The organism is Facilibium subflavum (genome assembly GCF_003574485.1).
Taxonomy (GTDB): domain Bacteria; phylum Pseudomonadota; class Gammaproteobacteria; order Francisellales; family Francisellaceae; genus Facilibium; species Facilibium subflavum.
Genome location: NZ_QLIT01000174.1, coordinates 1 through 13,010, shown reverse-complemented (window position 1 = coordinate 13,010; position 13,010 = coordinate 1). Strand labels below are relative to the sequence as shown.

Sequence of the window (13,010 nt, the reverse complement as noted above, 5' to 3'; positions counted from 1 at the left end):
GTGCCCTGGGTTTTGAAGGAATCCTTATAAAATAAGGCTTTCACATTCAAAAGTGTCAAAGTCGGGATAGAAGAAAGTAGGAGAAGGCTGTTCATGACCAATATATTATTAAAAACCTAGAATGGAATATCATCATCATTAAAGTCATTTAGTTGACTTAAATCAGGCTGGTTTCCTGTTTGTGGTTGAGCTTGAGCAGGTTGATTCTGTCTTACTGGCTGTGAAGAAGGTTGCTCAAAACCACCTTGCTGCTGATTTGCATTGCTAAAATCACTTTGCTCACCACGTCCGCCAATTAACTGGAACTCTGTAGCGACGATCTCTGTAGTGTAGCGATCCTGCCCTTGATTATCCTGCCATTTACTGGTGCGGATTCTACCTTCCACATATAAAAGCGAGCCTTTCTGCGTATATTGTTGGATGACTTCAGCCTGTTTACCAAAAACAACAACACGGTGCCATTCTGTATTTTCAATGAACTGGCCTGTTTGGCGATCTTTATAGCCATCATTTGTTGCAAGCCTTAAATTTGCGACAGCCATGCCGCTTGGCATGTAACGAACTTCAGGATCAGCGCCTAAACGGCCTAATAGAATAACTTTGTTAATTGTACCTTTTGCCATGATTTATTTATCCTGTTTATAGAAATGTATACCTTACATTTTACACATATCTGCCTTAGCATCACAATTGATTTTCTTGAGTTTATGACACTTGATCCAATTTTCCAGGATTTCATGTGTTTAAATTTGCCTTATGTTTTTTTTACGTAAAAATAGTAAAATTATTTATGGGTCAGTGATGTAATTGCAAAGGGTCTGGGTAGTAACGATTTGCCTAAAATTCAGGCCAAGTATTTCCAATAAATCGGTGTCTTTTTCCAGGATTTTTCATTACACTAACTTGTGAAGAAAGAATAAAATGGTAAGTGGTTAAGCATGTATTTAATTACTTCGTAAGAGGGAATCTGGTGTGAATCCAGAGCTGGCCCGCAGCGGTAATTGGAAACGAAAAACACATACATGAGTATTATGTAAAAGCACTGGGAGACCGGGAAGCGGTGTTGAGTAGGTTTGATGTTATCATCAACTGTCCATAAGTCCGAATACCTGCCATAAAGTGTTTTTATAAAGTATAGGCCTGCCGCATATAAACATGATTTGGTAGTGGCAAAACGCTTTCGAGGAACAAAGCAGATGAATTGTCACCGTGTGTCCCACGGGACCTGGTCGTTGTCGCTGTACTTGTTATAGTACGTTTGATAACCATCGTTAAAGACAGTTTCATTTTTGTTTCTTGAAGTTTTCATAACAATAAAATTAAGATGTATTAGTGCGTTATTACAACATGCCAAGGCAAAAAGCATACACCACTCGTAAAACAGTTTATAGCTGGTTAAAGTGTATTTTATACAAATAGCGTCAAATGACAGGAAAAAAGTAATGCAAGTAAATGTAACAAAAAGAAATGGGCGAAAAGAACCGGTTAATTTGGACAAGATTCATCGCGTATTAACCTGGGCTGCTGAAGGTTTGGAAGGCGTTTCTGTGTCGCAAGTTGAGCTGCAATCACATATTCAGCTTTATGAGGGTATGAAAACCTCAGATATTCAAGCGATTATCATTAAAACAGCAGCAGATTTAATTTCAAAAGACACGCCTGATTATCAATATATGGCTGCACGTTTGGCTGTGTTTCATTTACGAAAGCTTGCCTATGGTCAGTTTGAGCCACCAAAGCTGTATGACCATGTTGAAAAGCTTGTACAGCTGAATAAATACGATCAGCACTTATTAGCAGATTACAGTGTAGATGAGTTTGCGCAAATGGATGCGCATATTGACCACTGGCGTGATATGAATTTCACCTATGCTGCAGTGAATCAAATGCAAGGAAAATATCTGGTTCAAAACCGTGTAACAGGCCAGGTATATGAAACACCACAAATGCTATATATGCTGGTGAGTGCCTGCTTGTTTTCAAGCTATGATCCAAGCATTCGGATGCAATATGTCTTAGATTTTTATGATGCGGTCAGCCAATTTAAGATTTCTCTGCCCACACCGATTATGGCAGGTGTCAGAACGCCAACAAGGCAGTTTAGCTCTTGTGTGTTAATCGATACTGATGATAGTTTGGACTCAATTAATGCCTCAGCTTCGGCAATTGTGAAATACGTTTCACAACGTGCTGGTATTGGTATTAATGCTGGCAAGATTCGCGCACTTGGTAGTGAGATTAGAGGAGGTGAGGCGCTTCATACCGGATGTATTCCATTTTATAAATATTTCCAAACAGCGGTAAAATCCTGCTCGCAAGGTGGTGTTCGCGGCGGTGCGGCGACGTTATTCTATCCTATTTGGCATCTTGAAGCACCTTCATTGCTGGTCTTAAAAAACAATCGTGGTGTGGATGATAATCGTGTTCGTCACTTGGATTATGGCGTGCAAATTAATAAATTAATGTACCAACGTTTGATTAAACAACAGAATATTACACTTTTTAGTCCATCAGATGTACCTGGTTTATATGATGCATTTTTTGCCGATCAAGCGGAATTTGAGCGACTTTATATTGAAGCAGAAAACAATCCAGATATTCGCAAAAAAACGATGCCGGCGGCTGAGATTTTTTCGCTTTTAATGCAAGAGCGAGCACAAACTGGGCGTATCTATATACAAAATGTGGATCATTGCAATACACATTCAGCATTTAATCCAAAGCGTGCACCGATTAAGCAGTCGAACCTTTGCATGGAAATTACCCTGCCAACAAAACCATTAACACATGTGTTTGATGATCAAGGTGAGATTGCACTTTGTACCTTATCGGCATTTAACTTAGGCGCATTGCAAAATTTGGATGAATTAGAGCATTTAGCAGATTTAATCGTTCGTGCGTTAGATAATCTGCTGGATTACCAAAACTATCCGGTAATTGCCGCAGAAAAGCCTGCCAAATCCCGCCGAAGCCTTGGTGTTGGTGTGATCAATTTTGCCTATTATCTGGCAAAAAATCATATGCGTTATAGTGATGGAAGTGCCAATGATCTGGTGCATGAAACCTTTGAAGCGATTCAATATTACCTTTTAAAAGCATCAAATCAACTGGCACGGGAAAAGGGGCGTTGTGATTGGTTTGACGATACAACTTATGCAGAGGGTTTGTTGCCTATTGATACTTATAAAAAAGAGATTGACAGTTTTTGCCAGATGCCGCTTAAAAAAGACTGGGAAGCGTTACGCCAAGCCATTAAAAAGGATGGCTTGCGACATTCAACGTTATCAGCGATTATGCCATCTGAAACATCATCTCAAATCTCTAATGCAACCAATGGCATAGAACCGCCAAGAGGGCTTATATCAATTAAACAGAGTAAAGATGGTGTTCTAAAGCAGGTTGTGCCGGAAATTCAGAATCTGCAAGACCAGTACGAGCTTTTATGGCAGATGTCGGATAACAAAGGTTATCTGCAGCTTTGTGCAATTATTCAGAAGTTTGTTGACCAATCAATGTCAACGAATACCAATTATGATCCTGCGAATTATAAAGACTATAAAGTGCCAATGCAGCAGTTGTTATCAGATTTATTGATTGCTTATAAATATGGACTTAAAACCCTTTATTACCATAATACGCGTGATCATGCCGGTCAAACGCATGCCCAACAGCAAGAAGTGGTGGTCGATGAATCTGCTGATGACTGTGCTTCTGGTGCTTGTAAAATTTAAACGAATTGAGAAAATAAAATGAGCCAAATTAATCATACTTATACAACTTTTCATACGCAAAAAAATGATGCATTATTTGAACCGATGTTCTTTGGCCATCCAGTCAATGTATCGCGCTATGACCAGCAAAAGCATTCTATTTTTGAACGCTTAATCGAAAAGCAATTGTCCTTTTTCTGGCGACCAGAAGAAGTTGATCTTTCCCGTGACCGGATTGATTTTCAAAAATTCAGCGATGCTGAAAAGCATATTTTCTTGTCAAACCTTAAATATCAAACGCTGCTTGATTCAGTGCAAGGCAGAAGTCCCAATATCGCTTTTTTACCATTGGTTTCATTGCCTGAGCTTGAAACCTGGATTGAAACCTGGAGCTTTTCTGAGACGATTCACAGCAGATCTTATACGCATATGGTCAGATCAATGCTTGATGACCCAAGTCTGGTTTTTGATGATATTGTGGATAATGAGAACATTCGCAAACGTGCTACCGATATTACCTGTTATTATGATGATTTGATTTTAAAGACACAATTATTCCAGACACAAGGTGCTGGGGAATATGTCATTAACAACCAAAAAGTTTATGTCGATTTAAAAGCCGTGAAAAAGGCCTTATATTTAGCTTTGCAAGCGGTAAATGCTTTAGAAGCCATTCGTTTTTATGTCAGCTTTGCCTGTACTTTTGCGTTTTCTGAGCAAAAGAAAGTTGAAGGCTGTGGTAAGATAATGAAGCTTATTGCACGTGATGAAGCCTTACACCTGGCTAGTACACAGCATATGATTAATATCATCCATCAAGGCAAAGATGGTGATCAGGAATTAACGGAGATTGCACATCAAAGTAAAGATGAAGCGCACCATATCTTTACACAAGCAATCAAACAGGAAAAACAATGGGCAAAATATTTGTTCCAAGAAGGCTCAACGCTTGGCTTAAATGAGCAGATACTCTGCCAATATATTGATTTTCTGGCCAAAGAGAGAATGCAGGCGATTGATCTTGATTATCAAGGCGGTCATATTCCAAAATCCAATCCAATTCCCTGGATTAATACCTATTTAGATTCTGATAATGTCCAGGTCGCACCGCAAGAAACAGAAATAAGCTCTTATCTGTCAGGTCAAATTGATAGCACCATCAATGCGGATGCTTTCCAGGATTTTGGTGAGCTGTAAACCATAAATCGTTTTCATTTGGGGGCGATGAGTGAAAAAAATCATCTTTAACAGCCAAACGATTGATGTACAGGATGAAGGTAAAACAATACTGGAGGCTTTAGAGTCTGCGGGCGTAATTGTGAACTATCAATGCCGTGATGGTATTTGTGGTACCTGCCGGTGTCAGCTTATTGAAGGAGAAGTTCTTTATCAGCAAGAACCTTTTGCCATGGCAAAAAATGGTGAGATTTTTATTTGTGTGGCAAAAGCAAAAAGTGATCTTTTATTAAAGCAGTAAATCAAAATAAGCCAATGACATAAGCACCAAAGGTATTTTATACTACGAGCTTACTTTATTTGACCATTAAGAGATATGAGACAATATATAAAACCACTTGTCTGGTTCATCGGTGGCATTGATCCAACAAATTCAGCAGGTATTGGCGTGGATCTAAAAATCGCTTACTTTTTCGATGTGCATGCAATAAGCCTTATTACTGCCAATACGGCACAAAATAACCAGCAGTTTATTGCATTAAACCCTGTTAGTGATGATGTTTTCTGTCAGCAATTTGATTTATTGATGGCAACCCAAAAACCAAAAATCATTAAATCTGGTTTGTTAGCAACCGTAAAGCAGGTTGAAAGATTAAGCGAATATTTACAGCAAAACCCAGATGTGCTTTATATTTGCGATCCAGTGTTTCAAAGCACCAGTGGTGGGGTGTTTTGTGATAAAAATATTATTGCATTGATTAAACAAAAACTTCTGCCTTTGGCAACGCTGATCACGCCTAATATAGCTGAAACATGTGTGTTATTGGGTAATAAAATGGTACAGGCAGATAAAGCAGATTTATCACCGCTTGCTACTCAATTGGCAGCACATTACCAAGTTGGTAATGTGTTAATTAAAGGCGGGCATTTCGCACAGAATATTGGATTAGACTGTTTATATATAAACGGCTGTTTGCATTACTTTAAGCCTAAAATCGATAATATGACTGATGCCCGGGGTACAGGCTGTGCTTTAGCTGCCAGTATTGCTTCTGTTATGGCATATGATGCGCCTTTGGAAGAAGCCGTATGTCTTGCAAAATCGCATTTAACGCAGGCATTATCAAAAGACTATTATCATTTTGATAATAAAAAGATATTAGCCTACCAACAAAACAAAGCGATTAATCATCACAATGCATTGCCACTTATTTATCGTGAAGCCATAGAAACGTCATTAATATTTCCAGAAATGGCGCGCGTTGGCTTTTATCCAGTTGTTGATGATGTGAACTGGATAGAAAGGCTTGCAAAGCTTCAGGTTAAAACCATACAGTTGCGTTTGAAAGGCCTTCCGATCGATGAAATCAGGCGGCAAATCATAAAAGCCAATCAGATTGCCAAAGAATATAACCTGGCCTTGTTTATTAACGATTATTGGCAATTGGCAATAGAATATAATTGCTTTGGTGTTCATCTAGGCCAAGAGGACCTGGACATTGCAGATTTTCCGGCCATTGCTAAAGCTGGTTTACGTTTAGGTCTAAGCACACATAATCATTATGAATTAGCCCGAGCATTAACGATCAATCCTTCTTATGTCGCTTTGGGTCCAATATTTCATACCAATACAAAAAAGATGAAATTTACGCCTCGTGGTTTGGAAATGTTGCATCAATGGCGTAGACTGACAAAAGCGATACAACTGGTTGCCATTGGCGGGATTGATGAAAATAATATCGATAGTGTATGGCAAACAGGTGTTGATGGTATTGCCGTTGTCAGCTATGTTACCAAGGCAAAAGACTATGCCAAGTGTGTAGAAAAAGCACAGGATGTGATCAAGTCATAGCGTTTCAATTGGTCTTAAGAATTTTTCTAAGGCATTTATAGCCGGGTTTTGCTCAAATCCTTTTAAACAGGCAAGGTGAAAATTAAGATACCTTGGGAATTCTTTCATGGGAACAATTTGAGCCAGATTTTGTTTGATCATTGTATCGCCAGTGATTAAACCGATGCCTAAGCCTTGTTGTATGGCTTGCTCTACCAGATTCCCATTATTAAAATAAATAGTATTGTTTTTCGCCATGGCTTCTTTTGGCCACAGGTTAAAAATTTCTGTATCTGGATCTGGTAAGATTAAGGTTTTATCTGTAATAGCCGTTAATGATTCAGGGTAGTCGGTAGCGTTTTCATGATTAGAAATGGCAACATAAACAGGAATCTTCTCAATCGCCACCTGGTAATATTCTGGCTTAACACGACCGGCAAAGATGATATCAAGTTCGCCATTTTCAAGCTTTTCATAAAGTTGTCGCCTGTCATGAACTTCAAAAGCAAAATTCACCTTTGGATGGCTTTCAATAAAGTCCTGAAGATTTTTAAAGACGATTTGTTGTGCTGAGACTGACGATGGCAAGCCAATTCTAATATCGCCAGTAATTACCCCTTTAACATCATCAATATATTGCCTTGTAGTTTCTATGTCTGATTTTATTTTTAAAAAATGCTTATAAAGCCCGATGCCTGTATCCGTTATGATTAATTTTTGTCCGCTTATTTTCACTAAGGATACGCCAATTTGCGCTTCTAGATTCCTAAGCTGTGCAGAAACGCCAGGTTGCGTCATATATAATTTTTCCGCAGTGCGAGTGAAGTTTTTAATTTCAACTAGTGCTATAAAAACCTCAACCTGTTTTAAACTAAAGTGTGCTTTCATCTTTGTGTTTGATTATTCGTTGAATTGATTTATTAAATCAAAGAAATGTATAAAACACCAGCACCACAGAAAATTTAATATCAAAGCACATTTTACATTTACTCGTAACTTGACTGTGTTAAAATTTGATCTTCCGTTTAGATTGATATGACGCTTTAACCAGGCTTGCTGTCATTAATTATGAGAGATGTGTTTTGGTGAGCGCTGTTAAAAAGGTAAGCCTATGCAAATAACATCAAATAAAACACTCACTTTACTACGCCTGGTGATGATTAATATTATTGCTGTTGACAGCTTACGTAATATTTCCATCACCGCACAAGCCGGTTGGGTTGTGGTGAGTTTTTATATTATTGCTGCCGTATTTTTTCTGATTCCTTGTGCTTTGTTAACGGCACAAATGGCAACAGGGTATTCGCAAAATGGTGGTATTTATCTGTGGACAAAAGAAGCCTTTGGTGCCAGAACAGGCTTTATCGTATTGTGGCTGCAATGGCTTTATAATCTGGTCTGGTTTCCATCAATATGTGGTTTTTTTGCAGGGATTATTGCTTATGTGATCGGACCTATGCTGTCGATTAATCCGAATGAATTAGTTAGCAATCCCTGGTATATGATTGCCATGAGTCTTTGTATGTTTTGGTTGGCAACTATTGTAAATCTTTATGGTATAAAAACATCCAGCACCATTAGTATTATTGGTGCAGTTGTTGGAACGCTATTGCCGATGATTGTTATTATTGGTTTGGCTTTGTTCTGGGTGTTATCAGGCCACCTTATTCAAGAGCCTGCAAGCTTTAATGATTTTATGCCAAACATATCCAATATGGGCAGTTGGGGGCTTTTTTTAACGGTAATGTTTAGCCTTTTTGGCCTTGAAATGAGCGCAATTCATGCAGGAAATGTTAAAAATCCAAAGAGAAACTTCCCTAGTGCATTGGTGATTTCAAGTTTTGTGATTCTAATATCACTAATCTTATCAAATATCGCTATTTTTGCTGTTACTCCTGATGGTTCACAACATGTAGATATCGTGACAGGGCTTATGGCATCATTTACTTATTTCTTTGGGCAGTTCCATGTGCCATGGATGTCTGCTGTTATTGCTTTAACATTAATTTTAGGAGCATTTACGACAGTGTCAGCCTGGATTATGGGGTTATCACGCGCATTCACAGTTGCCGCAGAAGATGGTTTAATCTCAAGGTCTCTTGCAAAATGTAACCGCCATCAAGCGCCAAGTAAGGTATTAATGTTACAAGGCTTAATTTTCTCTGTCTTTTGCTTAAGCTACTTATTAATGCCAACAGTGAATGCCGCATATTGGTTTTTAAGCGCACTTACCGCACAATTGGCTGTTATTGCTTATATTGGTATGTTCGCAGCGGCAATTAAACTACGGTCCGTAAATGCACCAAGACCAGGGCAATTTGATCTTTTAGGCGGTGTTTATGGCACGATTATAATGGCTATGCTTGGGTTTATGGGTTGTATTGTGGCACTTTTGGTTGGCTTTATTCCAACAGATGATGTGAGTATTTCAACTTTTTCATTTGATAGCCTGCTTGTAAGCGGCGTTGTCATTGCCTTAGTTATTCCGTTTTTTGTGATGAGAAATGGTATAAAATAAAGTGTTTAAAAATGATTCACGCGGGGTATAAATAAGACTATCTACAGGCGCGCCTTAACACAATATAACCCACAACCCCTGATAACAAAGATCCACCTAATACGCCAATTTTAACGAGATTCATCAACGGTGAGGCGCCAAATGCAAGTGTCCCAATAAATAAACTCATGGTAAAACCAACACCGCAAACAAGGCCAATGCCATATAGTTGGACGTTGGAGAGATTACTTCCTATGCTGAAAAACCTGGTTTTGCTGAATAGATACAAAGAACCGAAAATACCGATTTGCTTACCAATAAATAACCCTAAGACAATCCCTATTGTTACAGGGTGAAAAAACATGCCAAGCGAGACTCCTTGAAAGCTTATTCCCGCATTAGAAAAGGCAAACCATGGTAAGACCATAAAAATAACCCAGGGGTTTAGTCCATGCTCAAGCTTTAATAAAGGCGAGTTTTTTTCTGAATGTGGGATACACATGGCAAGGGCAACACCTGCTAATGTTGCGTGTACCCCGGATTTTAACACGCAAAACCACATAACAATCCCAACTAAAATATAAGGGGCTAAGCGTTTAACGCCTAAACGATTAAAGAGAATAAGCACAATGAGGCAGACAAGTGCGCTACCTAAAGAAATAAACGATAAATTATGTGTATAAAATACGGCGATAATAACAATTGCCGCAATATCATCAAAAATTGCAATTGTGGTGACGAGTATTTTCAGTGAAGTAGGTACTTTATTGCCTAAAAGCGCTAAAATACCCAATGTAAAGGCAATGTCTGTTGCCGTGGGTATTGCCCAGCCTTTCATAAACTGTGCGTTTGAATAGTTAAAGAGCACATAAATAAGTGCCGGCACCAAAAGCCCAAATAATGCGACAATTGCTGGAATGATAACACTAGATTTACTCGATAAGGTCCCGCCAACAAATTCGCGTTTTATCTCCAGGCCAACAATCAAAAAGTAGATTACCATGAGGCCATCATTTACCCAGTGCAGTAGTGTTTTTTGCAAATGGAAGTCACCAATACTGACACCAGCATAAACGTTGCCTATCATTTGGTAATAGTTGCTAAAGGCAGAGTTATTAATGATAATCGCTAAAATCGCAGAGACAAATAAAATAATGCCACCGATTACTTCAATATTAAATTTAGACTGTTTACTCATTTAAAACGCCTGTTTTTACTTTTCATTGTTTTTTAATACACAAATGCCTTTTGCGCGACGAATGATAGTGTATATAAGCTCTCACTCAGGCTTGATTTTACCAAATCAGCTTGCACAGGGATATAGTAATATGGCTTTAAATTACTTTTGAACAATGGTGTTAACAAGCATGTCGCCTATTGTATCGATGTATTTTTGTCTGGTTTGTTGTGTTTTAAAGCATGATAGTCCTGTACGCACAAAAGGACCAAAGACAAGTCCAAAGATCATGCTAAATATTTCATCATCGGAAAGATTATCGTATATCTGCCCCTTTTGGCGAAAATGTGCGATACAATCAATTAGATTTTTTCGTGGTGATGTGTTCTTTGTGTTACCAATGCCAAATAATTGTGACTTTTTATCCTCAAGCCTTTGCCAGTCAAATAGTCTTAACATATCAGGATGCTTGGCAAGAAAATGAATGCGTTGCTGCACAAAACCTCTAATGAAACTTTCAAAGTCTTCATGTTGTGGAAATATATCTTTTTCTTCCCAGCCACTTTCTTTTAAATAAGTGAGTTTCACCTCTTTCCATAAGTGTGCTTTACTATCAAAGTAGTGATAAATTAACGATACTGGCACAGTTGCTTTTTTTGCAATATCTCGTAAAGACGTTCCATTGAAGCCATTTTTAACAAATAAAGTTTTTGCCGCTTTTATAATCTTAGGATATCCATTTTCAGGCCTTTTCTTTGGCATTTTCAATATCAATATAATCGTTATTTACAGCTAATAGTAATTTAATTGCCAGGATGTGCAAGTAAAAATTGTTGTTATTTCCACCAGATTTTTAAATATTTTTATTGAACGATCGTTAAATTATGTTATCATGTTGAACATGTGTTCAATTGGGGAAGTTGATATGATAAAAACAACAACAAATAGCAGCAAAAGCCTTTGGTTAATTTGTACATTTTCGATATTACTGGGATTTAGCTATTTTTTGGCAGCTGATATGTATGTGCCAAGCTTGCCGATGATTACAAAAGATTTTGTGACAAATTCATCGGTGACACGCTTGAGTATTTCATTTTTTTTGATTTCTTTAGCGGTATCACAGCTTGTTTATGGGCCGGCATCAGATAAATATGGTCGCAAACCGATATTAATGACTGGCGGTATCGTTTATTTAATTGCAAGTATACTTTGTGTACTGTCATTTAATATTGAAACGCTATTAATAGGCCGTTTTTTGCAAGGTGTTGGCGCTGGTGCATTAATGGGGCTTTCTAGAACAATTATTCAAGATTGGGTAAGCAAAGAAAAACTCATGCAAATCGTTGGCTGGTTAAGCATGTTTTTCTTATTAGCACCTGCGGTTGCACCAACAATTGGCGGGTTTGTTGAAGCCTATGCAGGCTGGCGCGTATCGTTTGTTATTATGGCAGTCTTTATTGCCATCGTGCTGCCAGGTATTCGATATGTTTTGCCTGAAACCCATCCAAAAGCAAAACGTGACACACAGGCGCTTAATGCATCACATATGGCAAAAAACTATTTGGAAATGCTGTTGCATGCGCGTTTTATGATTTATATATTTTGTATGATCGCAGGTTTTGCTGGTGTCATTGCATTTTATACGATTGGGCCATTTATCTTTATAGAGAAGCTTGGTTTTTCAGCACAAGGGTTTGGCCTGTTATCATTATTAATTCTCTCTTGTGCGTTTATTTCACGTTTTTATGTCGCTCTTTATGCCTTAAAAAGATTTGGTGTCACAGGTACGATCTTCCAAGGGCTTGTCTTGCTTGTTGGGGCAAGCTTTGTGTTATTGCTTTTATCAAAATTACAAGCAATCAACGGTGTGGCGATTATGATATGTTTGTGTGTTTATGTGATGGGAAGCAGCCTTATTGGTCCAACTGTAGTGGGTAGTGCGCTTAGTTTCTTCAAACATAAAGCAGGTGCTGCTGGTGCTATGTATGGATTTTTGCAGATGTTTGGCATGTTTTTAGTCAGCACAATTGCTTCTTTTGTAACACCAAATGCGATAGACCTTGCATTGATATTGCTTGTTTTATCTGTTACTGCATTAATTTTGTTTGTCTGCGTTCATGTAAATGTTCGTCAGTTATTAGGAAAACATCGTAGTTTGATTTTATGATTATACACCACCCATAAATCATTTTATTGTACTTCTTGCTTTACTCTTTGTGTGATTTTGACAACTTGAGTTTTGGTAATAGTCCAAAGCTATTACCTGCAATCCAGCTTACCAAAATTTTTGCAAAGTGCTTTGCAACTAAATACTGCCATGCAATTGAATGGCGTCCTCTATGTTTTTATAACTTTGCTCAAGGTTTAGTGCTAAAAAGATATGCTCCTCATGAGCTTCTTCTGATTGTAAAGTGTGTTGTAATTGTGATATTCGGCTATTAAAAGCTGCCAATATTTCCATAGGCTTGATGATAAATGCTTTACCATATCGTTCTTGTATATCTGATAAGAATTGAAGGGTCTCGGTTTTAAAATCGTTATAATTTTCTGTTGATAGTCTGCTACAAAGCGTCTCTCTGAATTCATAAAATTCGGCAATATTGGGAAGCGCACAAAATA

General features: G+C 38.0%; 11 protein-coding genes and 1 riboswitch. Of the genes, 6 read left to right on the top strand and 5 right to left on the bottom strand.

The window, feature by feature from the left end:
- Positions 1–116: 116 nt before the first annotated feature.
- Entirely contained in the window at positions 117–623 is a 507-nt protein-coding gene (locus DNK84_RS10305) for a single-stranded DNA-binding protein (protein ID WP_119344431.1), read from the bottom strand.
- A 289-nt stretch (positions 624–912) separates the two neighbouring features.
- A riboswitch (cobalamin riboswitch) is annotated at positions 913–1,131 on the top strand.
- Between the two features lie 311 nt (positions 1,132–1,442).
- Here DNK84_RS10305 and nrdA point away from each other — a divergent pair.
- From nrdA to thiE, 4 genes are all read left to right on the top strand, one after another.
- Positions 1,443–3,731: a class 1a ribonucleoside-diphosphate reductase subunit alpha gene (nrdA, locus tag DNK84_RS10300; RefSeq protein ID WP_119344430.1), complete on the top strand. Its 2,289-nt coding sequence runs from the start codon at positions 1,443–1,445 to the stop codon at positions 3,729–3,731.
- A gap of 18 nt (positions 3,732–3,749) precedes the next feature.
- Positions 3,750–4,907 carry a class Ia ribonucleoside-diphosphate reductase subunit beta gene (gene nrdB / locus DNK84_RS10295; RefSeq protein ID WP_119344429.1) on the top strand — a complete coding sequence of 386 codons (1,158 nt, stop codon included), beginning with the start codon at positions 3,750–3,752 and terminating at the stop codon, positions 4,905–4,907.
- A gap of 31 nt (positions 4,908–4,938) precedes the next feature.
- Complete coding sequence (gene yfaE / locus DNK84_RS10290; RefSeq protein ID WP_119344428.1) at positions 4,939–5,187, top strand: class I ribonucleotide reductase maintenance protein YfaE; 249 nt, start codon at positions 4,939–4,941, stop codon at positions 5,185–5,187.
- A gap of 75 nt (positions 5,188–5,262) precedes the next feature.
- A complete protein-coding gene (gene thiE, locus DNK84_RS10285) occupies positions 5,263–6,738 on the top strand; it encodes a thiamine phosphate synthase (RefSeq protein ID WP_119344427.1) in 1,476 nt (491 codons plus the stop codon).
- On the opposite strand, the gene DNK84_RS10280 is transcribed toward thiE, so the two are convergent.
- Positions 6,733–7,605, bottom strand: coding sequence for a LysR family transcriptional regulator (locus DNK84_RS10280; RefSeq protein WP_119344426.1), 873 nt, complete (start codon positions 7,603–7,605; stop codon positions 6,733–6,735). The two genes, thiE and DNK84_RS10280, sit on opposite strands and share 6 nt — an antisense overlap.
- 223 nt (positions 7,606–7,828) lie before the next feature.
- Here DNK84_RS10280 and DNK84_RS10275 point away from each other — a divergent pair, with 223 nt between their 5' ends.
- Positions 7,829–9,235 (top strand): APC family permease, encoded by a 1,407-nt coding sequence (locus tag DNK84_RS10275; protein WP_235826882.1) that lies wholly within the window; start codon positions 7,829–7,831, stop codon positions 9,233–9,235.
- A 37-nt stretch (positions 9,236–9,272) separates the two neighbouring features.
- On the opposite strand, the gene nhaA is transcribed toward DNK84_RS10275, so the two are convergent.
- On the bottom strand, positions 9,273–10,412 hold the full coding sequence (gene nhaA, locus DNK84_RS10270; RefSeq protein ID WP_119344425.1) for a Na+/H+ antiporter NhaA: 1,140 nt from the start codon (positions 10,410–10,412) through the stop codon (positions 9,273–9,275).
- Positions 10,413–10,553: 141 nt separating this feature from the next.
- Positions 10,554–11,153, bottom strand: coding sequence for a TetR/AcrR family transcriptional regulator (locus tag DNK84_RS10265; RefSeq protein WP_119344424.1), 600 nt, complete (start codon positions 11,151–11,153; stop codon positions 10,554–10,556).
- 163 nt (positions 11,154–11,316) lie between these two features.
- Here DNK84_RS10265 and DNK84_RS10260 point away from each other — a divergent pair, with 163 nt between their 5' ends.
- Positions 11,317–12,558 (top strand): multidrug effflux MFS transporter, encoded by a 1,242-nt coding sequence (locus DNK84_RS10260; RefSeq protein ID WP_162902373.1) that lies wholly within the window; start codon positions 11,317–11,319, stop codon positions 12,556–12,558.
- A 138-nt stretch (positions 12,559–12,696) separates the two neighbouring features.
- On the opposite strand, the gene DNK84_RS10255 is transcribed toward DNK84_RS10260, so the two are convergent.
- The coding region (locus DNK84_RS10255; protein ID WP_162902372.1) for a hypothetical protein at positions 12,697–13,010 on the bottom strand (314 nt) is incomplete at its 5' end.